This window comes from Saccharococcus thermophilus (assembly GCF_011761475.1).
Classification (GTDB): domain Bacteria; phylum Bacillota; class Bacilli; order Bacillales; family Anoxybacillaceae; genus Saccharococcus; species Saccharococcus thermophilus.
Genome location: NZ_JAASRS010000001.1, coordinates 984652 through 1008871, shown reverse-complemented (window position 1 = coordinate 1008871; position 24220 = coordinate 984652). Strand labels below are relative to the sequence as shown.

20 protein-coding genes and 1 pseudogene are annotated in these 24220 nt (G+C 43.7%); 7 read left to right on the top strand and 14 right to left on the bottom strand.

What is annotated here, in order from left to right; translation table 11 throughout:
• Positions 1-34: 34 nt before the first annotated feature.
• From BDD39_RS05200 to BDD39_RS05180, 5 genes and pseudogenes are all read right to left on the bottom strand, one after another.
• Positions 35-1900 (bottom strand): PTS fructose transporter subunit IIABC, encoded by a 1866-nt coding sequence (locus BDD39_RS05200; RefSeq protein WP_166908745.1) that lies wholly within the window; start codon positions 1898-1900, stop codon positions 35-37.
• Positions 1901-1931: 31 nt separating this feature from the next.
• A complete protein-coding gene (gene pfkB, locus BDD39_RS05195) occupies positions 1932-2849 on the bottom strand; it encodes a 1-phosphofructokinase (RefSeq protein ID WP_166908743.1) in 918 nt (305 codons plus the stop codon).
• On the bottom strand, positions 2846-3598 hold the full coding sequence (locus tag BDD39_RS05190; protein WP_166908741.1) for a DeoR/GlpR family DNA-binding transcription regulator: 753 nt from the start codon (positions 3596-3598) through the stop codon (positions 2846-2848). The genes pfkB and BDD39_RS05190 overlap by 4 nt, the downstream gene beginning before the upstream one ends.
• 219 nt (positions 3599-3817) lie before the next feature.
• Positions 3818-4987: an IS256 family transposase gene (locus tag BDD39_RS05185; protein ID WP_166907073.1), complete on the bottom strand. Its 1170-nt coding sequence runs from the start codon at positions 4985-4987 to the stop codon at positions 3818-3820.
• 214 nt (positions 4988-5201) lie between these two features.
• Positions 5202-6614 (bottom strand): annotated as a pseudogene (locus tag BDD39_RS05180) (diguanylate cyclase); the annotation flags it as partial.
• Positions 6615-6746: 132 nt separating this feature from the next.
• On the opposite strand from BDD39_RS05180, the gene BDD39_RS05175 reads away from it, so the two are divergent.
• The gene (locus BDD39_RS05175; RefSeq protein ID WP_166907872.1) at positions 6747-7928 is read left to right on the top strand and encodes an IS701 family transposase; all 1182 of its coding nucleotides are present in this window, start codon (positions 6747-6749) and stop codon (positions 7926-7928) included.
• 688 nt (positions 7929-8616) lie between these two features.
• On the opposite strand, the gene BDD39_RS05170 is transcribed toward BDD39_RS05175, so the two are convergent.
• The 5 genes from BDD39_RS05170 to BDD39_RS05150 all read right to left on the bottom strand — a co-directional run bounded on the left by BDD39_RS05170 (position 8617) and on the right by BDD39_RS05150 (position 13875).
• A complete protein-coding gene (locus tag BDD39_RS05170; RefSeq protein ID WP_166908739.1) occupies positions 8617-9192 on the bottom strand; it encodes a DUF5317 domain-containing protein in 576 nt (191 codons plus the stop codon).
• A 261-nt stretch (positions 9193-9453) separates the two neighbouring features.
• Complete coding sequence (locus BDD39_RS05165; RefSeq protein ID WP_166908737.1) at positions 9454-9624, bottom strand: FeoB-associated Cys-rich membrane protein; 171 nt, start codon at positions 9622-9624, stop codon at positions 9454-9456.
• Between the two features lie 30 nt (positions 9625-9654).
• Entirely contained in the window at positions 9655-11652 is a 1998-nt protein-coding gene (gene feoB, locus BDD39_RS05160) for a ferrous iron transport protein B (RefSeq protein WP_166908735.1), read from the bottom strand.
• A gap of 3 nt (positions 11653-11655) precedes the next feature.
• Positions 11656-11877, bottom strand: coding sequence for a FeoA family protein (locus tag BDD39_RS05155; protein ID WP_043904503.1), 222 nt, complete (start codon positions 11875-11877; stop codon positions 11656-11658).
• Between the two features lie 339 nt (positions 11878-12216).
• Positions 12217-13875, bottom strand: a complete 1659-nt coding sequence (locus BDD39_RS05150; protein WP_015863777.1) for an IS1634 family transposase — start codon at positions 13873-13875, stop codon at positions 12217-12219.
• A 148-nt stretch (positions 13876-14023) separates the two neighbouring features.
• On the opposite strand from BDD39_RS05150, the gene gltC reads away from it, so the two are divergent.
• Complete coding sequence (gene gltC, locus BDD39_RS05145; RefSeq protein WP_166908733.1) at positions 14024-14926, top strand: glutamate biosynthesis transcriptional regulator GltC; 903 nt, start codon at positions 14024-14026, stop codon at positions 14924-14926.
• 178 nt (positions 14927-15104) lie between these two features.
• Here gltC and dhaM read toward each other — a convergent pair whose 3' ends face one another.
• The 4 genes from dhaM to BDD39_RS05120 form a co-directional block, all read right to left on the bottom strand.
• Positions 15105-15509, bottom strand: coding sequence for a dihydroxyacetone kinase phosphoryl donor subunit DhaM (gene dhaM, locus BDD39_RS05140; RefSeq protein WP_166908730.1), 405 nt, complete (start codon positions 15507-15509; stop codon positions 15105-15107).
• Between the two features lie 14 nt (positions 15510-15523).
• A complete protein-coding gene (dhaL, locus tag BDD39_RS05135) occupies positions 15524-16138 on the bottom strand; it encodes a dihydroxyacetone kinase subunit DhaL (protein ID WP_166908729.1) in 615 nt (204 codons plus the stop codon).
• 20 nt (positions 16139-16158) lie between these two features.
• Complete coding sequence (dhaK, locus tag BDD39_RS05130) at positions 16159-17154, bottom strand: dihydroxyacetone kinase subunit DhaK (protein ID WP_166908727.1); 996 nt, start codon at positions 17152-17154, stop codon at positions 16159-16161.
• 834 nt (positions 17155-17988) lie between these two features.
• Entirely contained in the window at positions 17989-18867 is an 879-nt protein-coding gene (locus BDD39_RS05120; RefSeq protein WP_166907142.1) for an IS982 family transposase, read from the bottom strand.
• A gap of 101 nt (positions 18868-18968) precedes the next feature.
• Between BDD39_RS05120 and BDD39_RS05115 the strand changes: the two genes are divergently transcribed.
• The 5 genes from BDD39_RS05115 to BDD39_RS05095 all read left to right on the top strand — a co-directional run bounded on the left by BDD39_RS05115 (position 18969) and on the right by BDD39_RS05095 (position 23967).
• Positions 18969-19850 carry a sensor histidine kinase gene (locus BDD39_RS05115; RefSeq protein ID WP_243845991.1) on the top strand — a complete coding sequence of 294 codons (882 nt, stop codon included), beginning with the start codon at positions 18969-18971 and terminating at the stop codon, positions 19848-19850.
• Entirely contained in the window at positions 19843-20478 is a 636-nt protein-coding gene (locus tag BDD39_RS05110; protein WP_166908725.1) for a response regulator, read from the top strand. The genes BDD39_RS05115 and BDD39_RS05110 overlap by 8 nt, the downstream gene beginning before the upstream one ends.
• Before the next feature lie 162 nt (positions 20479-20640).
• The gene (locus BDD39_RS05105; RefSeq protein ID WP_166908724.1) at positions 20641-21576 is read left to right on the top strand and encodes an ABC transporter ATP-binding protein; all 936 of its coding nucleotides are present in this window, start codon (positions 20641-20643) and stop codon (positions 21574-21576) included.
• A 10-nt stretch (positions 21577-21586) separates the two neighbouring features.
• Positions 21587-22858, top strand: coding sequence for an ABC transporter permease (locus BDD39_RS05100; RefSeq protein ID WP_243845990.1), 1272 nt, complete (start codon positions 21587-21589; stop codon positions 22856-22858).
• On the top strand, positions 22855-23967 hold the full coding sequence (locus BDD39_RS05095) for an ABC transporter permease (protein WP_166908720.1): 1113 nt from the start codon (positions 22855-22857) through the stop codon (positions 23965-23967). The genes BDD39_RS05100 and BDD39_RS05095 overlap by 4 nt, the downstream gene beginning before the upstream one ends.
• Positions 23968-24220: the final 253 nt, after the last annotated feature.

Here is a 24220-nt window from a genome sequence, read left to right as displayed (position 1 = left end):
GGAGCGGCAACCAACCGCTCCAGATTTCCTTTCGTTATTCTTCCACTTCTTTCTTCCACAATCCGACCATCAGCGCCGTGACAAGCGAGCCGATCAAAATCGCCAATACATATAACCAAGAGCTGCCTTTTACGATCGGGATGACGAAAATTCCGCCGTGCGGCGCCGGAAGACCGATGTGAAACAACATCGTCAACGCTCCAGCCACCGCGGAACCGACAATAATAGACGGGATTACCCGCACCGGGTCGGCTGCCGCAAACGGAATCGCGCCTTCCGTAATAAAAGTCGCTCCCATGATGTAGCACGTTTTTCCTGCTTCCCGTTCTGCTTTTGTGAATTTCTTTTTAAAGAAGGTCGTCGCCAGCGCGAGCCCTAGCGGTGGCACCATTCCGCCCGCCATAATCGCCGCATGCGGCGCATAGTTGCCGGCGTCGATCATAGCGAGGCCGAACGTAAACGCCGCTTTATTAATCGGACCGCCCATATCGACCGCCATCATGCCGCCAAGAATCGCACCGAGCAATACCAAGTTCGCCGTTCCCATATGTTCAAGCCAATGTTTTAATCCTTCGTTCAGCGCCTTGACAGGATCGATAACGACATACATCATAATCATTCCGGTAATAAAAATGCCAAACAGCGGATAAAGCAAGACCGGTTTAATTCCTTCGAGCGACTGCGGCAGACGGCTGAATAGCTTTTTCAAGCCAACGACTAAATAACCCGCAAGAAATCCGGCAATTAATCCGCCTAAAAATCCCGCTCCGCCGTTAGCCGCCATAAAGCCGCCGACCATTCCCGGCGCGAACCCCGGACGATCGGCAATGCTCATCGCGATAAATCCGGCAAGCACCGGAATCATTAAGGCGAAAGCATTGCCGCCGCCGATATCCATCAACGCTTTGGCGATTGGATGATACGATGGGTCTTTCGGGTCGAATGCCTTAATGCCAAAAATAAACGAAATCGCAATTAAAATCCCACCGCCAACGACAAACGGCAGCATGTTGGAAACGCCGTTCATTAAATGTTTATAAAATCCGGTACGAGGCTTCCCTTGCCCTATCGTTTCTTTGACGCCGCTTCCTTGGTAAATCGGCGCTTCCTGGCGGAGAGCTTGGTCAATCAGTTCTTTCGGCTTGCGGATCGCCTGCGCCACAGGCACTTGAATAACATGCTTTCCGTTAAACCGCTCCATTTCGACCTGCTTGTCCGCCGCTACAATGACCGCTACCGCTTCCTCAATATCTTGTTTTGTTAATTTGTTTTTCACACCGCTAGAACCATTTGTTTCCACTTTGATGTCGACGTTCATTTCGGCCGCTTTCGCTTTTAACGCATCAGCTGCCATATACGTATGGGCTATTCCCGTTGGACACGCGGTAACCGCGACGACTTTCGGGCGCTTCGCTGCCGAAGCCGCCGTCTTTTCCGTTTTCTCCTCTCCTTCTTTTTCCGCGATTAGGCGAAACACTTCTTCTTCGTCTGAAGCGCTTTCAAGTTGTGCGCGAAAAGACGCATCCATCAGCATCGACGATAAGCGGGCAAGCGCTTCTAAATGCGTGTTGTTCGCTCCTTCTGGCGCCGCGATCATAAAAAACAAATGGCTTGGTTTTCCGTCCAATGCGTCATAATCAATGCCGGTTTTGGAGCGCCCAAACGCAACTGCCGGCCGTTTTACCACAGCAGTTTTGGCGTGCGGAATGGCAATGCCGTCGCCGACGCCTGTCGTGCTTTGCGCTTCCCGAGCCCAAATCGCTTCTTTAAATGCTTGGGCATCCGCTAATACTCCCGCTTCCTGTAATTTTGCGACAAGTTCCTCAATCACTTCCTCTTTTGTGTTCGCTTGAAGCTGAAGAATCATCGTCTCTTTTGTGAGCAAATCCGTGATTTTCATCCAAATAATCCCCCTATCTATCAATCTATCGTCACGATGCAACACGCGTAACTTTAACGGCATTGACCAACTGTTCCACATCCTCTTTCGAACATAAATCTTCAGAAAACGCCGTTGCGCTTCCGGATGCGACGCCGTAAGCAAACGCCTCATCGATCGTTTTCCCGCTCACATACGCAGCAAGAAAACCAGCGACCAGCGAATCGCCCGCACCGACGGAGTTTTTCACCGTTCCTTGCGGCGCTTTGGCAAACAGCGTCACTTCGCGATTAAAGTAGAACGCGCCATTGCCGGCCATCGATACGATTACATTTTCAACGCCCATTTCGACAAGCCTGCGGCCGTAAGCGATGATTTCCTCTTTAGCTTGAAATCTTGTCCCAAATAGCTCGGCTAATTCTTTATGATTTGGCTTGGCGAAAAACGGCTTGTGCGCAAGCAGCGCTTTCAATGCCGGTCCGCTTGTATCCACAACCACTTTTGCATTCCGTTTTTTTGCCTCATCGCAAATTTTCTCATAAACGTCTGAAGGCATGGAAGACGGCACACTCCCTGCCAAAACAATGATATCATTCCCCGTCAGGGAGCGGATTTTTTCAAGAAGCTGCGCTTCGTGCTCCGCCTTTACTGTTGGTCCTTGGCCATTAATTTCCGTTTCTAGACCCGCTTTCAATTTCACATTAATTCGCGTATTTCCCGGAACTTTCACAAAATCGCACACAATGTTTTCTTTGCCAAGCTCTTTTTCGATAAACTCGCCGGTAAAGCCGCCGATAAAGCCAAGCGCGGTGCTGTCGACACCGAGCCGTTTCAATACCCGCGACACGTTAATTCCTTTTCCGCCAGGGAATGCCAACGTTTTCATTGCGCGGTTTAATTCACCCACGCGAAGTTCATCGAGTTGCACTATATAATCGACAGATGGATTTAACGTACATGTGTAAATCATTTTGTCACAACCTCTACTGCTGTTTTTGCTTTGTATAGTTCTTGCCACTCTTCATCCAACTGATCAGTAATCAGTATTGCTTCATGCAAATCGGCAATTTTCGCAAACGTGCTTTCGTTCAGCTTCGAATGATCGGCAAGTACATACGCTTTTTGCGCCAGCCGCATCGCCGTATGCTTCACCATCGCCTCTTCCGGATCCGGCGTCGTATATCCGTATTCATAGTGAACCCCGTTGGCGCCGATAAAACATTTGTCAAAGCTGTAGCTTTGCAACGACTGCAACGCGCCGCGGCCGATGAGCGCTTTCGTTTTCTTTTTCAACAAACCGCCAAGCAAATAAGTCACAATATCATTTTCTAAAAGCAGTTCTAGATGCATCATCCCGTTTGTCACAACCACGATATCTTTGCCGCGCAAGTGCGGAATCATCTCGAACGTCGTTGTGCCCGCATCTAAATAAATGCAATCCCCGTGCTGGACAAGGCTTGCTGCGTATTCGGCAATCCGTTTCTTTTCTTCGATATGCTTTGTCGATTTTTCCAACACGCTTAACTCTTCCCGTTTTTGATGAGGCAACGTGGCACCGCCATGGATCCGCCGCAGTTTTTTCTCTTTTTCCAGCTGTGTTAAATCACGGCGAATGGTGGACTCGGAAGAATTGGTCGCCTCCACTAGCTCTTGCAGCTTGACTACTTCTTTTTCTGCGAGAAGTTCTAATATAATACGGTGGCGTTCCTCAGTGAGCAAACATTCTACCTCCTCGGACGGAAATGATCACTTTGTACTTTTATCATAAACGAAAGCGCTGGTACCGTCAAGAATTTTGTGTAATGTAAATGGGGTAGGGTTTCTCTGAAATGGATTTGAATTGATAGGGGACTGATTTTCTCCACACAGGAGACTGAATATTCAGTCTCTTGTGTGGAAAGGGAGAATCCCCTTATTTTGTTTATTTACAATATTTGGTTAACAATAACGTTCTTCAAACATTCGTTGAAGGGCTTCCTGCGCTTCGGCAAATCCTCTTAACTTTCGCCCTGCCCATTTCTCATTAAAATCTTGGATGGTCAAATACACGACTTTTTCCGCGGCTTCTAAACTGCTCAAACTGTTCATCGGCTTTAGACGTTTCCGAATCTCTTTGATCGTTCGTTCGATGACATTCGTCGTGTAAATCACACTTCGAATACTGCTTGGATAATCCATAAATGTAAGGAGGACATCCAACTCATTGGCCCAAGATTGAACTTCTCTTGGATATTTGCTGGACCATTTCGACTCAAACTGTTGAAACATTTGTAACGCCATCTCCTTATTCGGCGCGCGATAAATCAGCTTGAGATCCTCGGCCACTTCGAATTGGTCTTTTTTCCGAACACGGCTGAGGGTGTTGCGGACTTTGTGCACGACACAGCGCTGCACATCGGCTTTCGGATACACCGCCTTAAAGGCTTCCTCCAGCCCCGGAAGGCCATCGAAGACGCCAAGAAGCACTTCCTTGACGCCTCTTTGGTAGAGGTGTTGAAGAATTTCCTGCCATCCATAGGCGCTTTCTTGTCCTCCCACGAAGAAATCCAGAATTTCTCGATACCCTTCTTCATTCACTCCTAACACCACATAAATGACTTCTTTCTCTACCGTATCGCGGCGAAGTTTCACGTACAAGCCGTCCAAATATAAGACAGAATAACGTTTGGATAGTGGACGATGGTGCCATTTCTCGATGTCTTCTTTCACGACATCGGTAATACGGCTGATCGTCGCTGGAGAATAAGCATTTCCTAGAATTCGTTCGATAAACTTGCCAATTTCCCGTGTACTCATGCCACTTTGATACATCCTAATGATGGCTTCCTCCAGCCAGCCGGTGTGGCGTTGATAAGGGGCAAACAACTGTGTTTGAAATTCCCCGTTTCGGTCTCTTGGAACCAAAAGACCCTCAATCCGGCCATATTGCGTATCTAGATTTCGCTGATAGTAGCCGTTTCTCATATTCGGCGTTCCAGCCTGTTCGATTTCGAGGAAATGTTTGATTTCTTCCCGCATAATCAGCTCTAATTTTTCCTTCACAAACTGACGAATGACACTTTCCAGTTGATTTGCCCAGTCGACATTCGGTATACTTCTTTTAGACATAGGTAGGGTACTCCTTTCTCTAAGATTTTTGGTCCAATCAGAGAATACCCTACCTTTTTTCTTTTGTTCTAGCAAAATGCTTTACACAAACTTTTATACATCATCAAAGCGCTTTAAAAATCAATCATTTTCAATCAATATATTTCAAAATCAATCAAATTTCATCAAAAAACATTCAAATTCAATCATTTTTACAAAAAGAAAAGCCGTCCCTTTATCGTTGGACAGCTTTGTTATCTTGATATTCCTCCGCTTGTTCTTGAACACGCGATAAGTATTTTTCTTGAACAAACTCTGTAAATAATTTCGCGTAAAAAGGATCGAACTGAGTGCCTGCGCAATGTATAATTTCGGATACTGCCTCTTCAAACGTTTTTGTGCGCTGATACGGCCGTTCCGTCGTCATCGCATCAAACGAATCAATAATACATAAAATGCGGGCCAGTTTTGGAATTTCCTCCCCTTTCAGCCCGTACGGATATCCTTTTCCATCATAGCGCTCATGGTGAAGTTCCACTAGCGGGATTAAATCATCAAACTGTTTTTCCGCAGCGATAATTTCTTTCCCCCAAGTGACGTGCTTTTTGACAATTTCCCATTCGTGCTTTTCCAATTTCCCTTCTTTGTTTAAAATATCCCGAGGGACTTCAATTTTGCCAATATCATGGATTAATGCTCCTAAAATAAGCGTTTGTTTTTCATGATCCGTTAAATCAAGCCGTTCGCTAAATTCGAGCGCATATTTGAAGACGCGTTTGCTATGGCGATATGTATAAACGTCTTTAGATAAAAAAAATTTTACTTGTTGTTCCAGCGTATCTAAATCTTGTTTAAACTTTATTTCATCAAGACTGATGTTGTGCTCTTTGTAGATTTGCACATTGTTTTTTCCTTGCGCTTTCGCATAATAAAGCGCTTGGTCTGCTTTATGAATCAACTCACCGCTGTCATACATTCCTTTTTCCATTTCCGCAATCCCGCAGGAAAAAGAAAGACAACGGTAAGGAATGTGCTCCACTCCGAAAAAGTATGTATCATTGACCTTTTTTCGCAACCGGTCTAAAAAGACATACGCCTCTTCCTTCGTTGTATTTGGCATTAAAATCGCAAACTCCTCGCCTCCGTAACGGGCGGCGATAAAATTTGTATCCTCCGTCGATTTTTTCAGCAACTCACCGAAAAACTCAAGCAGCTTGTCTCCCTGAAGATGACCGTTGCGGTCGTTATATTTTTTAAAATCGTCCAAATCTAATAAAGCAAGAGTAAACGGTTGTTTTAATTTTTTCGCATCATGAAATTGTTCCTTTAACGTTTCTTTAAAAAATCCGTGATTATACAGTCCTGTTAAATGATCTTTATTTGCACGATTAGATATTTGTTGATATAGATGAAGAAACTTACTAAATGCAATAGATAATAATACAACTAAAATAGTAAACAAAAATATACCAAAATATTTTTCTTTCTGTAACAAAATAGACAAGACAAGAGAAAGAATTAGAGTTATGCAGTATGTCATTGCAACTTCCTTAAAAAGTCCAAAGTTCAATACTCCCTTAAATATTTTTGAGGAAACAATGAAATAGGATGACAATACAAAAATGTTTAATAAAAAATATATTAACAATGCAAATACATACTGTAGATGAGCAAATTCGCTAACATAAATTTACAACCAAACAAAAAAAGAGACATGAACCCGATTCCTTGATTAGAATAGATGTGTCACCAAAACTATTCACAAGGAGGTTCATGTCTCATGAATAGATTAGCACATCATCAAGGAATCCACAAGTTTTTCACGATGTTGGGGTTGGCCCTTTATTTTTCAAAACCTGTCATGAAGCATCTCGTTCATATCGTGGATGCGCTGACCACCAAAGGATTTGCGGGAACATTGACCGATCTTCATCATTGGAGCTTTCATCCGAACCACCGCACGACACTCAGCCATTTTTTCACGAAAAGCCCTTGGGATGAAGAGACGCTGCTTCGCAAACTTCAACAGTGGATGCTTCGTCGTGTCGAACGCATCGCCAAACAGGAGAGTCAACCCCTTTTTGTTTCGATCGATGATACGATTTGCCAAAAAACCAAGCCTTCGTCACAGGCAACGCACGCCATTCAAGGGTGTGATTGGCACTATTCTCACACAGAGAAAAAGTCGATCTGGGGACATTCTCTCGTTTGGCTCATGGTTCATACGATGACCCAGGCTTTTCCCTTTGCGTTCCGCCTCTACGACAAGGCGGCTGGGAAAAGCAAGGGGGAACTCGCGATCGAGATGCTTTCTTCTTTGGATGTACACCGTCCTGTTTATGTGCTGATGGACTCTTGGTATCCATCGCAAACGCTCGTGGAAGCTTGTCTGAAAAAGGGATTCCACGTAATCGCAATGCTCAAGGCCAATCGGCTTCTTTATCCAAAAGGCATTGCGGTTCAGGTGAGGGAGTTTGCCCGCTACATCGAACCGAAAGACACTCACCTCGTCACGGTGGGAGAAGAGCGTTATCGGGTTTATCGCTACGAAGGCTCTCTCAAAGGTCTCGATGATGCCGTGGTGCTGCTCGCTTGGAAAGCCGATCAGCCGATGACATCGGAACATCTTCACTGCGTCTTGAGCACCGACCGGGATCTAAGCGATGAAGAGATCTTGCGCTACTATGCCCAGCGTTGGTCGATCGAATGTTTTTTCCGTCAAGCGAAAGACCAGCTGAAACTCGATGGATACCGCGTTCGCGGACGTCGGGCGGTGAAACGCTACTGGATCTTGGTGCAGCTTGCTTACGTGTACAGCATGTTCGAGTCGAACAGCGATTTTTCTGATGGGCTCGATCTTCTGCGCAAGAGAAAAGGACATAGCCTCGTGGAGTTCATTTACCGTGCAGCGAAACAAAATATTCCCATTGATACCGTGAAAAAACAGCTCCACGTGGCATAAGGGGTACCCTGTTTGTCTCTTTTACATGGTAATTATTGTAATTAAAATTGCTCAACTACAGTACATATGGAAAAATATCATAAATATTTATTACACCGATTTTCCCACCAATAACTAAGAATGTATAATAAGAACCTATAATCATCAAGCTGTACATTGAAAAGTTAAACAAATGCTTCCATAACTCTATTTTACGTTTATATAAAGCATATATAAAGCTAGCTAAAAGCAAGATAATTAAAGTTATACGTAATCCAAACGTAAAAAGACATGCTAAATAAATGGCTGAATCCATTGAGATGGAGTTTCCCTCTGGGGGTAAATATACTAGAAAATGATTGACTAATAAAACCGACGATGTCAATACATAAATTAAAACCCAATTATCTAAGGATGCTGCTGGAAGCTTTGCATGTAACAAATAAACGGCTATCCCTAGCCAAATTATAAGCCAAATATATAATTTAGTATATATGGAATGTCTATACATATTTAATCACTCTCGACTCATTACTCAATTAATAGCAAAACAAGGAGAAGTAATTATAAAATTACTTCTCCTCCTATTTCTACACTAACTTCATTCCAGACGTCAACGCCACAATTACAGAACCAATAATAAAAAGATTAATAAGCACTTGTTTTGCTTTAACACTCATGCTTTTTGCCTCCTTATAAATATTATAATTTATCTACTCGCAGGAGCGGTAGATGTTTTCTCACTTGGTGCACTAAGCATTAGATGCTGGATAAATAAAAACGCCCCAACATTCATCACGACATCGCCAATGCTGATCACTTGCCTGCGCGGATATGGCGGTGAAAGCGGAATAATATCACCTAGAAACGGCAACAATGTTTCTGATGTAATCGCTTGATGTTTGCCGTATGTTCCCGCTTTTAGCGCGTCTATGTATTCGCGGCCAAGAAATTGTGCCGCTTCGACCGATACCGGCATCCTTCCACCATTGAGTGCCATTACGATAAAGTTTAATAGCACTCCCATAAAAATAACGGTAAATCCAGGCTGGTTTCGATTGAGCCAAAGAAATATAAGACCGATAATATAAATGAGAAGAAATAAACTATTACTTAATTTTTCAATGATGCTAACTTTATTTTGTAACGCAAAAATAATGATTTGTATTACTAACAATAATGGAAACAACCAGCCGCCACGCAGTTTCATATTGGCGAGGCCTTTTAAACTTCCGCCGCGAAAAAAGCCGATCACCAGCGATAACAAAATCCCATCATATACCATGATGTTTTCTCCTATCATTCATTAGACAGAATATTTAACCTTTTCGAAACTATCCTTCTATCTTCATTAATATCGATTTTTGTCGTCCATGTAAATAGGACTTTCTTACTAATTGAAGTAATTTTTTTCTAATTCCCCTAAAATTCACGGTTATTAGATAAATTTTCCGATTATGCTTCGGCATATAATTTCGACAGAAGAACAGCCATAGAAAAAGGATTCTCGCCCATAGTGGAATGGGCAGAATCCTCGTTCACTCACTCAGATGCGATTTTCTTGGTTATAGGAGTATGTCGAAGCACATGAACCTTCGCAATTCTTGGCAAGGGAGCAGCTTGCGCATTTCCCTTTAGAGCTTTTTTTAATATGGCGGACAAGCATAAAGCCCGCATAGCCAAAGATAACGCCACCAATCAAAATATTTGCAATCATTGTTTGTCGCCTCTTTTTCCTTTTATTTTATTATGAAAGTCCAAACCATCTTCCGCCTTGATAGACAACGAAAGAAATGATATACGCAATCGTCAGCGCACAACCAATGGAAATCAACGTCCATTTTCTTGAACCAGCTTCTTTGCGAATCGTCGCCACTGTAGCTAGACATGGGATGTAAAGGAGCACAAACACCATAAAGCTAAGCGCCGATAGCGGCGTAAAGTGTTGCGTGATCGCCCCTTGCAGCAAGTCCATATCTTTTGCATGATAAATGATATTCATCGTCGAAACAACGATTTCTTTTGCTAAAAATCCCGTTATCAACGACGCGCCGGCTTGCCATGTTCCAAAGCCAAGCGGCGCCAAAATCGGCGCGATCACACCGCCTATCACCGCGAGAAAACTGTCATCCATGGAAACACCAATTCCTTTTGGCCCAACATACGTCAATAACCAAATCGCAACCGATCCTCCGAAAATAAACGTACCAGCTTTCCGCACAAATCCTTTTCCCTTGTCCCATGTGCTCCGCCACAACGTCAATAGTTGCGGCATTCGATACGGCGGCAGTTCAATCACGAAAATGGAGCTTTCATTTTTTAATAAGGTAGAAGAGAACAGTTTTGCAAGACCAAGCGCGACAACAATTCCTAATACATATAGCGAAAACACGACAATTGCTTGGTTTTTCGCGAAAAATGTACCGGCAAACAACGCATATACCGGCAGGCGAGCCGAACATGACATAAACGGCAGCAACAAAATCGTCAACAGCCGCTCTTTTGGCTGCTCAATCGTTCGCGCAGCCATGACGCCCGGAACGTTGCAGCCAAAACCGATGATCATCGGAATAAACGCTTTCCCGTTTAAGCCAATCGCCTCCATAAACCGATCCATGACCATGGCGACGCGCGCCATATATCCGGAGTCTTCTAACAACGAAATGAAAAAGAAGAGAATGAAAATTTGCGGCACAAAGACAAGCACTCCGCCAACCCCGGAGACGATTCCATCCAATACGATCGCTTGAATGAACGGCGATGCCCCTGCAAGCGTCAACAGCTTAGACAGCCAATCCGTTAACGGACCGGAAAAAAATTGATCCAGCAAATCAGCAAGCGGCGACCCAAGCCAGTCAAACGTTAACATAAACATGATATACATAAATGCTAGAAATATCGGTAAACCCAAATATTTATTGGTGACGACGGCATCGATTTTCTCCGTTAATGTAAGCGATTTTTGCTGAAATATAACCGTTGATGTCTCGATGGCATGCGCAATCCACTTGTCGCGCGCGTCATAAATATGTTCGGCTAAAGGACGGCCGAGCGTTTGCTGCGCCTCATCCCGAATCGCTATAAGAGGAGCGATGTCCATATACGTCTGCAAATAGGTGTGAATACGCTCATTTCCTTCTAAAAACTGAAGCGCAAGCCAGCGTTTCGCTGCCGGCAAATCGTCAGGCAGCTGCTCGGCTATTTCTTGCACGGCCGTTTCTACATCTTGGCCGTAATCGATCGCAACATGCTCCCTACTTCGCTCAGACAGGGACAAAATCGTGCGAACGAGCTCTTTCGTTCCTTTTCCAGTGCGGGCAATCACCGGAACGACAGGAGCGCCGATGCATCGCGACAGTTTTTCCGCATCGACTTTGACGCCACGCTTTTCCGCTACGTCCACCATATTTAACGCGACAATCAACGGCTTGCCAAACTCCAGAAGCTGCACAGTTAAATGCAAATTCCGCCGCAGCTGGGAAGCATCAACAATGTTGACAATCGCGGAACAAGGTTCCGTTAGTAAAAAATCGGTCGCCACCCCTTCATCGCGGGAAAGTGGCTGCAGCGAATAGATTCCTGGAAGGTCGACGATTGGAACACCGTGCTGCCGCAATACGCCAACCTTTTTTTCTACCGTTACTCCGCTCCAGTTCCCAACATATTCATAGGAGCCAGTTAAATTATTAAACAATGAAGTTTTTCCCGTATTAGGATTGCCGAATAACGCAATATATGATGACATCGATTATCTCACCCCAATGCAAGCAGCCTCTTTCCGCCGCAGACAAATGTATTGCCCATCGACCTCTACCATGACCGGTCCGCCAAACGGCATGACGCATTTCACGCAAACTTTTTCTCCTTCATGCATCCCCATATGAAGAAGACGTTGTCTCACTACTTCATTGGCTACTGCTAGATTTGTAATAACGGCCTGTTGCCCTTGTTGAAGATCAGTCAAAACCATCTTTTCCGTCCCCCCAAACAACAATGATTCTTTTTTTCAATTAACAATATGGTAAAGTGAGAAAATGGATAAAATGGTGTTTTTCATTTTTCTTATTTGATTAAGAATGATTTTCACCGAACAGCAATAATGATTATTTTTCTCAATTAATATAATAACCCACAATTTACGATTTTGAAAGTGATTTTTTTCACACTTTTTCTACTGTCACCTCACATTTCGCACCCTAACAAGGTCAAAACAAAGGATTTTTTATTTAGTTTTTCAGAATAACTTTTTGACCAACACAACGAGCGATGGCAATCCTTTTTTTACCATCGCTGGTCGTTCCGTATCACGTTACACGTAGATGCTCTCATCCATGCCCAATCCCTGCAGAATCCTTCGCTGATCAGGGGTAAGGGAGCGATCCAGTGAGCGTTGGATGCGCCCATCCGGCAGCTTGAACAGGACGACGTTCACATATTGAAACAGCTGAAAAATCGCCTGTCCCGTCGGCCGGGTCAGCTTGCGGCCTCCAGGACCCTTCAACGGGTGTTCTGGAGTAATAAACTGACGCACTCGGCGCTGAAAAACGCGGTAAATAGCCAAGGCCAACAGAAACAAATAGCCTAATACTGCGACCCGTTCTGGTTTTTTGACGTAAATCTCATCCGTGAAAAACGGATCTTTCAAAAAAGCGAAGTTCATTTCCACCGAGATCTGCCCTTTATACAGCTTCAAGATCTCTTGGGCATCCATGGGTTGGCCCTTCCATTCCTTCGGAACGGTCGTGACAAGGACAAACCGGGACGCTTTCCGTCTCGCCTGTTCCCACGCGTCTTGGTCGAATTCGACGTCAAGGTGCAAGAAATACAGCGTCTCCACCTCGGGTTCCGCCCCTTTTTTCGGCCGTCCGCGCCGTTTTTTCAGGCGTACGATCTCTTCGACCGCGGCCTCAACCCGATGAAACCGGGGGCGAAGGGACGCCTTGAGGGACGCCAAGGCTTGTTCGGCATCTTCCCGGCAGGAGAAGGGGTGACGCTCCCAACGGGCTTGTTCCTCGCGAAGAAGCTCCGCTTCTTTGGTTCGTTCTTTTTCAAGCGTCTTTCCTTTTCGCTGGTCGAGCGCGCTCGATTCAACAACGATCAGCCGAACGGGGTGGCCTTCATACGTCGAGGCCGTTTCCCATACCCGGTACGTGGCGCCGTTTCTCTCCGCCAACGTAAAGGGATCGCTCCACGTCGTGTCCTCAGCATCCGCTTCGGCCAGCGCGGTTTTCACGATCCGGAGCGACGAAGGGCCTCTGGTGATCAAAAAGGCGTTGGCCGCTTTGGTTTGCGCCAGGGTCTCTTTCGTCATCGCGGCGGAATCGGCCACGTAAATCCATTCGTCTTCGATTTTGGCCTGCTTCAGCTGTTCATGGACACGAGACAGCACCTCGGGATTCCATGTTTTATCGGGCAGGTTGCCATCGTGCACATCGCCGTAAAACGGGATGCCGTCCTCGTTGCCGACCAGTCCGAAACCGATCTGTTTTTGCCAACGATGATGGCGGTTGTAGCCATGTGTGATTTGTAAGGCCTCTAACGAGGCCGATTCATACGCGCCGTAAACGGTCTTGTCCGTCGTATCGGCGTGGAAGGCTCGGAGGGAAAGGCCTTCTTTTCGATAAATATGAATCAAGCAAGTGCTGATGACGTTGTGAATGCCAGCCTCATACAGGCGATCGAGATGACGGGCCAACGCATCGTCGTTCAACCAGGAAGGATGGAGATCGGGACGGATGAGTTTCTCACAATCGACCTCCTGAGCCCAATGTTCCAAGTGAACAAGGGCTTGCCGGCCGTCAAACACATTGTAGAGGATGGCCTGAACGGCATCGCTGACTCGCGTTTGGCACTGCGGATCGACGGGCACGAGATGGTCAATCAATTGAGGCAGACCCAGTTTCTTGAATAGGGCACTTATTATATTCAAATAAGAATTGCGATAGACCTTTTTGACTTGAACGTTCATAAGTGAAAAACTCCTTTACGTTCCTTGTGTGTCAAGGATTCATTCGACATCGGAACGAAAAAATCCTCCCGATTTTCGTCGAGAGGGTGCGAAATGTGAGATTAAATCCATCTCATTTTGCGATAAATGGCAGGGAGGGGAGAGAAAAATGGAGCTGAGACAGCTGCAATATTTCGTGGAGGTAGCGAAGCGAGAACACGTTTCCGAAGCGGCGGAAGCGCTGCATGTCGCCCAATCCGCCATCAGCCGGCAAATTGCAAATTTGGAAGCAGAACTTGGCGTCCAATTGTTTGAGCGGGAAGGGCGAAACGTCAAACTCACCCCGGTTGGCCGCCATTTTTTGCCGCACGTCGAGACGGCGCTCAAAGCGATTGAATACGCCAAGCAGCAAATCGAAGAATATTTGGATCCCGAGCGCGGAACGATCAAAATCGGTTTTCCGACGAGCCTCGCGAGCCATACGATGCCGATGGTCATCTCCGCCTTTAAAGAAGAGCATCCAAACGTGGCGTTCCACCTGCGGCAAGGGTCCTATCGCTACTTAATCGATGCCGTGAAAAAACGGGAAATCGATTTGGCGTTTCTCGGGCCTGTTCCTACTGGAGAAATGGGGATTAAAGGAGAAATTTTATTTTCGGAACCGTTTGCCGCGCTGCTGCCGAGCACCCATCCGCTCGCCAAGCGAAGCAGTTTAGTATTAAACGAGCTGCGCAACGATCCGTTCGTCACGTTTCCAGAAGGGTATATTTTGCATCAAATTGTGCTCGATGCCTGCCATCAGGCCGGATTTTCCCCGGTCATCTCGTCAGAAGGAGAAGATTTGGATGCGATCAAAGGACTTGTCTCGGCGGGAATCGGCGTCACCCTGCTTCCGGAAAGCGCCTTCTATGAAACGGTATTGCGCTTTGCCGTCAAAGTGCCGATCGAAATGCCGCAAGTCAAGCGAAACGTCGGCATTATCATCTCCGACCATCATGAACTGGCGCCGTCAGTCAAAGTGTTTTATCGGTTTGTGAAAGACTTTTTCGCCCAGTTGGAGCGGTATCAGTAAAAAACATTGTCTAGCTTTTTTATAAAAACCAGCTCTGCGGCTTATCTTGTGCCACACCAGTTGCTGCAAAATTTTTTCGCGGCCAAACAAACAAAAGCCCCCGGAAATCATTTCGATTCCGGGGCTTTTCTATCAATGTTTCTTCACGTTTTCGCTTTCCATTATTGCCATGGTTCGTTCATTCAGCCTCTGAACGTGCCACTTTCACCATCTGCTTCGCCTGTTCGCACGCGCGGACGACTTCATCAAGCGATTTTCCCAATCCCGCTTCCACGGCGGCGATATACGCTCCTTCCACCAACGGAGCATCAGCGATGGCGATACGATCCGTTTTTTCTAGCATCTCGATCGCCAATTCCGCGTTCATCAAAGCGCTTCCTAAATCAAACAGAATGACAACCCCGTTTTCCGAAAAAACGGATTCAATCGCTTCTTTGATGCGGAAAGCGTTTGTTCCGATCTCTCCGTCATTCCCTCCCGCAACTGCGATGTTGACATCGGGCTGGACTTGATTTAATAGTTTTTTTAAACCGTTTACAATTTCTTCGCTGTGCGAAATTAATACAAGGCTGACATACTTCATGAATGATCTCTCCTTTATCCCTCGAGCGCTTCCGCTAAAGCGGCAAACAATAAATACGAAGAAGCCGAACCTGGATCGATGTGGCCGATCGATCTTTTTCCTAAATAAGCGGCGCGGCCTTTTTTCGCCTCGAGATCTTTTGTATGTTCCATTTTTTCTTTCGCGAGAAGCGCTGCTTCTTTCGCTTGTATGCTTCCTTTCTCCCGCAAAAATTCCATGATCGGCTCCCATACGTCCACCATCGTTTTCTCGCCGACGTTTGCTTTTCCGCGCGCTTTGATTCCGTCTAGCGCCGCTTCTAACGCTGCGATCAGCTCCTTATCATCCGCTTCCTTTTTTCCCGCGAGCGCCAGCGACATTTTTAAAAAGGCAGTGCCGTATAGCGGTCCTGAAGCTCCTCCAACTTTCGCGATTAGCGTCATGCTTATATCTTTGAAAAGCGAGCCGAGATCTTCGTAATTGGCAGAAGCAATTTTTTCAACTACTTCTTGAAATCCCCGCGCCATATTTAGCCCGTGGTCTCCATCGCCGATTGCTTGATCGAGCTCCGTTAAATATTGTTTTTGTTGCTGAATGTGATCGTTTGCGATGCTTATCCATCGTTTTGCCTGTTCCACGCCAAACGCCATGACAATTTCTCCTCTCACCCTTATTTTTTCAACGCAATCGTATCCGCAGGCGCATCTAGCAATTCGATCAAGGAATCATCCAATTTGAATAGCGATATTGAACAGCCGGCCATTTCCAGCGAGGTCATATATTCTCCAACAAATGTTTCATGGACGTGAATTTGTTTTTCTTCCAACGTCTCCGAAACTTTCTTGTTGACAATATATAATTCCATCAACGGTGTCGCGCCAAGCCCGTTAATCATCACCGCGACGCGATCGCCTTTTTCTAGTTTCATGTCATCGAAAATTTTGTTCAACAACGTTTCCGCAATTTCATCCGCTGTTTTGATCGTTGTTTTTTCAATTCCCGGTTCGCCGTGAATACCGATGCCGACTTCGATTTCGTTTTCTCCAAGTTCAAAGCCAGGTTTTCCCGCTGCTGGCACGGTGCATGGAGTAAGCGCCATCCCCATGGAGCGAACGTTTTGCACCACCTTTTTCGCCGCCGCCTCGATTTCTTCAAGCGATGCGCCGCGTTCCGCCAGCGCCCCTGCGATTTTATGAACGAACACCGTTCCCGCGATGCCGCGCCGCCCTGTCGTAAACGTGCTGTCTTCCACCGCTACGTCGTCATTTACAATAACTTTTGCAACACGAATTCCTTCTGCTTCGGCCAACTCCGCGGCCATTTCAAAATTCATCACGTCTCCCGTGTAATTTTTGATAATAAGCAATACGCCTTTCCCGCTATCGACCGCTTTGATGGCCTCTAGCACTTGGTCAGGTGTCGGTGAGGTGAACACTTCCCCGCATACCGCCGCATCTAACATTCCTTTGCCGACATAGCCCGCATGCGCCGGTTCATGTCCGCTGCCGCCGCCGCTTACGATTCCGACTTTTCCTTTTACTGGAGCATCATTTCTTACAATCACATTTGTACCCGGCAGCCGTCTCACTCGATTGCGATAAGCCGCTACCATTCCTTCTAACATATCGTTGACGACTTGATTTGGGTTGTTGATTAGTTTTTTCATCACTTTCTCCCCTCCCAATAAAAGTGAACATGTTCAAAAGTAGATATAGAATGATAACCCAGTTTCTAAAGCACAAAAAACTTGTCACCCCATTAATCTTTATTAGTTAAGATGAAAGAAGGCAGCCATACGCTCACCTATACCTCAATCACGAAAAAGGTGACAAATTTGTTACCTCTATTAATAGCTTATTTCCTTAAAAATAGCAAGAATATTCCGGTTCATCCACCTACTGGCTCATCACCAAAAGATGTACTTGATTTTTACGTAAAAAATGTGCAGGAAATTTCGTTTTTTTGTACCCTTATGCACAAATAAATGAGGCTGTTAAGTACATTTGTGGTGAAAAGCATAATTTTCATCTTTTTTACCACAATTTGTGATTAAGCGTTTGTTTTATTTGCGATGTTTTAGATCCCTTTTTATAACCTCATAGCTATGTTGAACATACAATGTTACATGCTTTTTTGTTACGGTCAAGCATATGATGATAAACTCTATATTTTACCTAAAAATCCATTGACATCCTTTTTTTGCTCCATTAATTTAAAAATAAATTAAATATGCAGGATGGGGATGTTGTGAAACTATTTATATTTCGCTCGCTTATGTTTGCGGTTTTATGGACAGGGTACTTATATGAACATAGCCAACATTCAAATCAACCTGCTCTTCTATGGTTGATTAGCTCACTTGCGATTTTAAGTTATTTTTTACTTTCTATTGTGAAAGAGCCGCTTGTCTTATATATAATCATTCATTTTTTGATTGTAGTAGCTGAATTTTGTTATCCGCTTCCTAAAAATATGTATAACCCGTGGTGCTAGTTGAGTTTTAACACTCAACTAGCCCAAGAACAACAAGGGAGTAAGCCAGTAAAATACCATCCAGCGCCGTTTCAAATCCAGAAACCGAGTTCGCTCGAATCTCGGTGATCCGATACGAATCGACTAAAATCGAAAACACGGTTTCCACCACTTTACGTTTTCGCTTCATCCACTGTTTCCATGCGTCCGATTGGCGAATTCGCTGATTTTTTCGAACGGGCGTCCAAAAAGCGACCCGGTGCTCTTCGTACAGCTTCTTTTGCAGCTTTTGGCTGATATACCCTTTGTCACCGAGGTTATACGGATGTGGAATTTGCGTCATGACGGTTTCAGCGGCCACCCGGTCGTGACAAGACGCTTCGGTGACAACATATCCCATCGGAAGCCCTTGGTCGGTGACCTGCAGGTGAAGTTTCAACCCATAGAAAGTGATCCTTTTGGAAGCACAATAGCCAATATCGGCAATTCCACGGAATCGTTTGACGCGATGCATTCGAGCTGAATGACACAGCTCGATCGGCAAGCTGTCCACGACCGCATACGCATGGTGTTGCCCGCGCTTGGCCAACTGGTGTCGAATCCACTTGATCGCAAAGCTAAGCGCTCGGCAGCGACGGTTGTACCGAGAACGCTCAGGGAACAAGGCCTTGGGAAACAAATTCCCAATCACAAACCGGTGCCAAGCCCGTTCGGAAGTGAAGCCCAACAACTTTCCAAGGACATGGATGGTGATGATGACTTCGTCTTTCTGTTTCAACAAATGACGATTTCGACGTTGAAGATGAATCTGGATACTCGATAGTTGAGCCGATACAAAAAGCAAAATCGATGCATATTGTTTTTGAAGTTTGACACGATCTGTTGTAAAATGAAAGTGCTCTTGCATGGGAACTTCTCCTTTTGATGTTTGGTTGCACTTTCATTTTAAGGAGATCCTCATGCAAGGGCTATTTTTATGCTTGTCTGATTTTATCTAGCACCACGGGTATGTATAGTCTTTTATTATTTTTATACATTTATTTAGAAGCAATTTTTCAACTGCCGATAAAAAAATTCCGCTTATTGACCATCATTACGTTTCTGTGTTCAGCAATGATCATTATTGGCTTAAAAAGCGGAGAAATGGAATGGCTCATCGCTTTCATTCTTTTTTCGATCATCTCTGCTCTATTAAACGAATATGTGTTGGAAAGAAAAGAGCAACGAGAAATTTATGAACAGTTATTAGGAGAATACCGGCGTTTAAAACGTTTGCATTATGAAACAGAACGATCTGCAAGATTGGAAGAACGAACAAGAATTGCCCGTGAAATTCACGATTCCGTAGGGCATAAATTAACCGCCCTTCTTATGCAGCTAGAAATGTTGTCCATCAAAGAACCGAAACAAGAATACGAGCAATTAAAACGTTTAGTTCGTGATAGTTTAGAGGAAACAAGACAAGCCGTAAAAGCGTTAAAAACAGAAGAAAATGAAGGAATTGCCTCTGTGCTTCAATTGATTCGAAAATTAGAATCGGAAAGTCATATTATGGTTCACTTTACAACGAAACAAGGGGTGCTATCTACGAAAATTTCCAATCAACTTAGTGTTGTGCTATATCGCGTCATTCAAGAAGCATTGACAAATGCAATGAGGCATTCCCATTCAAGAGAAGTATTTGTCGTATTAGGAAAATCAGCAGTGGGTGATATTCATTTTTCTATTAAAAACCGTATTTTTGAGCCGAAACCTTTTCAAATGGGGTTTGGTTTAACGAGCATGAAAGAACGTGTAGAGGAAGCCGGAGGAACTCTGCACATTTTCCAAACCGATGATGAATTTATTGTTCAAGGAACGATTCCAGTAAAGGAGGGTCATCGTGTTTAACATTTTACTTGTAGAAGATCAAGCGCTTGTCAGACAAGGATTAAAAATGATGATTGAACAGGATCCGCAACTAAAAGTCGTCGCAGAAGCGGAAAATGGATTAGAAGCACTGCACGAAATGGAACAACATATTATCGATATCGTTATTATGGACATCCGCATGCCTGTGATGAACGGATTGGAAGCAACAAGGAAAATGAAAGAGCGATGGCCGGATGTCAAAATTTTAATTTTAACTACTTTCAATGATGATGAATATGCTGTGCAGGCATTGAAAGATGGGGCCAATGGATTTTTATTGAAAACAGCTGAACAACAAAAACTGATTCAAGCGATATATAGCTGTATGAAAGGCGGAATGACCATCCATGAAGATGTCGCGGCAAAAATGATGCCAAAACTATTACAAAAATCGAAACAAGCCCATGTTGACATTCCTCTATCCCCTCGTGAACTCATCATTACAAAATTAGTAGGAGAAGGAAAAACGAACAAAGAAATTGCGGCAGAGCTTCATTTATCCGTCGGAACAGTAAAAAATCATATTACACAAATCCTCCAAAAACTTCAGCTGCGCGATCGCACCCAGCTTGCCATTTATGCCATTAAACATGATATTACCTCATAATACCGACCGAAACATACGGTCATTTTTTTATGGGTTCATGAACCCAAAAGACGAATGAAAAATGACTAAAGTCATGTTTTTTATTTGAAGTAATGACTTGCGATAGTATGATTTTACCAAGCAATAGCGTAACATGAAAATCAAAGAAGAAGGAGAGAGAGAATGATATTAGAAGCGGTAGAATTAACGAAACAGTTTAAACAAATGAAAGCGGTGAATGGCGTTAACTTATTTTTAGAAAGAGGAGAAATTGTAGGATTGTTAGGTCCAAACGGAGCTGGCAAATCCACAACGATTTCCATGGTCTCTACTTTAATTCCACCCACAAGCGGGGATGTCCGCTTTAACAACGAGAGCGTCCTCAAAAACCCAACGAAATTAAGAAAGGTATTGGGAATGGTTCCGCAGGAAATTGCTTTATACACTGAGTTGTCTGCAAAAGAAAATTTATATTTTTTCGGAAGAATGTATCGCTTATCAGGTGCGAGCTTACAAAAGAAAGTGGATGAAATATTGGAACAAATTGGTTTAACTGAACGGCAAAACGATTTAGTGAAACATTTTTCTGGCGGAATGAAAAGAAGATTAAATATCGGAGTCGCGCTTTTGCATGAACCGGAATTTATTATTATGGACGAACCGACTGTCGGTATTGACCCTCAGTCAAGAAATTATATTTTGGAAACGGTCAAACGATTGAATCAAGAGAAACAAATGACCGTTTTATATACGAGCCATTACATGGAAGAAGTCGAATTTTTATGTGACCGGATTTACATTATGGATAAAGGCAATATTATCGCATCTGGTACAAAAGAAGAAATCAAAAATATTTTATCATCCGAAAATACCGTTCAAATAAAAGTAGAAAGGGTTCACGAGCCATTTATTGACGCGTTGCGCGCGGAACCAATCATTAACCGTGTAACCGTCCAAGATCGATCGATTACCATTTTAACTCCTAAAGAAGTAAATGTATTCAATATGTTATTTAAGTTAGCCGAAAAGACTGACACCGTTTTAACTTCGGTGGAAATCCAAACCCCTACATTGGAAGATGTGTTCTTGCATCTAACCGGCCGGGCATTAAGGGATTAAAAGGAGGATCATGATGATTGGACAATTTATAAAGAAGCAGCTCCTATTGTTTATTCGAAACCGGCATGAATTGCTTGTTCTTCTTGGAATGCCGTTTCTTTTAATTACGATATTAGGCTTAGCGCTCGGAAACATGATGAAGAATGACTCTCCTGCCATTCGCGCAAAAGTCGCTCTCATTGAGAGAGGAAACGAACAAGCAGATTTACAAAAATTTGTTCATGATTTAGAAAATCTAGGCATACCACCCGAACAGAAGCAAATGATGACGAACGCAGCAAAACAGATGCTTCCCGTTACTGCATTAAAAAACGATGTATTGGGTTCCAAAGAATTAAAACCATATATCACGCTGGTGACGGCAAAACCATCTGAACTCGAAAAAATTAGGAAAGATAAAAGCTACACAGCGATTATCGAAATTCCTCGACAATTTACGTATTCGGTTCTACAAAGCGTCTTTCTAGGAAAAAAGCAACAACCAACGCTTTCCTTCTATACAAATGAGCAAAAGGAAATCTCATCGAAAATAGTAGAAGATATAGTCAAAACATTTCAAGAGCGCTACTCCACTTTTTCTGCTCTTGGAAAATCAGGCTTACTAAACAGTTCATTTAGCATGCCCGCTGTCCATGTCCAAGGTAAAGTCGAAACGGTCACAAAGAGAGAACCCATTAATGCCGTTACTTATTATATGGTGGGAATGAGCGTCATGTTTGTCTTATATATCGCATCAAATATCGGTTCTTATGCATTTCAAGAAAAACAACTTCATGTTTTTAATCGAATATTGCTTGCCAATGTATCGAAATGGTCTTACATGATAGGGATTTTTATCTCATCTGTACTTCTTGCGTTTTTACAGCTAAGTTTGCTGTATGGGGTCACTTCGATCATCTATCACATTAGATGGCCTCATATTACTGCCTTTTTTGCAGTAACTCTTGCCCTATGTTTTGCTGTTGGAGGATTATCCGTTTTGTTAACATCCTTAAATTACCGATTGAATTCAGAACATATGTCAAACTTTTTTGCAAGTATCGTTGTTACCGTTTTTTCGCTTCTCGGAGGAAGTTTTTTTCCTTCTAACCAACTATCAGGCTGGATTCATACACTTGGAAATCTTACCCCTAACGGTTCAGGGATGACAGCGTATTTAAAAATACTTCAGGGGTATGGTTTTGCGGAAGTTACGGGTTCGATTTTGTATTTACGCTTATTTAGCATGACGATGATAATAGCAGCCGTATTCACCTTCCCAAAAAAGGGGGAATTATCATGAGTAGCATTTTAATAGCAAAACTTCGCCTTTTTCTTCGAAAACCATGGATGTTTATTATTATGACCGCCATTTGCGTTTTAATGGCTTTTATCATAGGCACAGCAAATCAAAGCAAAGTAAAAGTTCCTGTCTACAGCCATCTTCCTAAAAAGGAAACGAACGAAATATTTCGTGCTCTCCAACATTCCGATTTGTTTGACTTTGAACTGACGGATCCAAACGAAGTTCGCAAGCTTGTGAGTGAAGGAAAAGTCGAAGCGGGAGTAGAGCTAGAAAAAAATGGTTTTCGCTTAATCATTTCATCAGAGACGGCAAATGTAAACTTTATTCGTCAATATGTTCAAAAAGTATATGTCGATCATATGCAAACGAAAGCCGTCATCGAACATGCCTCTACGCATTCGAATATGCGCGCGGAAGAGGTCAAAAAGATACTAAACGAAGCAAAGGAACAGCCCCTTTTTACTTTTGAAAAGAAAAGTTTCCACGGAGAAAAACCGGTTATGATTGATAGTCAATTGCAGCCAATATTTGGGTTCTCTTTATATTTTGTCATTTACACGATTGCTTTTAACGTTCTCCAAATCCTCGTCGAAAAAAGAGAACGAATATGGGATCGCATGATTCTTTCACCGTTGAAAAAATGGGAAATATATACAAGTAATTTATTATATAGTTTTGTAGTCGGATATATTCAAGTGGCGCTCATATTCTCTGTCTTTCATTTTGGAATCGGCGTCGATTTTCATGGAAAATTCGCAGAAACACTTTTGTTATTAGTCCCTTATGTTTTCGCGCTTGTTGCGTTATCTATTTTTCTAACAGGACTTGTGAACAACGAGCAACAGTTTAGAGCGATTATTTCGATTGTATCGGTTAGCATGGCGATGATCGGCGGAGCGTACTGGCCTTTGGAAATCGTCTCCTCTAAAATTTTATTGGCTCTCTCTAAATTCGTACCTGTTACTTACGGCATGGAACTCTTAAAAGGAGCAGCGGTTTATGGAAATTCCATCGGCGATTTATTATATCCAATCAGCATTTTATTTTTTATGGGAGTCGTATTGATGGGGCTTGGCATTAATTTGGTAGAAAGAAGAAATGCATAATTCACGTTTGGAAACTTTAATGTGGTTACAAGGGCCTCCCTTTTTTTTACGATACCAAAACGGAGGCCCTACTTATTCCAATACATAATAAAGAATGGTTATTATCTAGCTAAGCTTTTTATGTTCACGGAAAATCAACAATGTTGAATTGCTGAACGAAGTAACAGAACTATCGATCGTGAACGTTCCCTATCTCCAGATCGAACGGTCGATGTTGCGTTCGGATGTCTCCAAGAATATAACTCGCTTACCA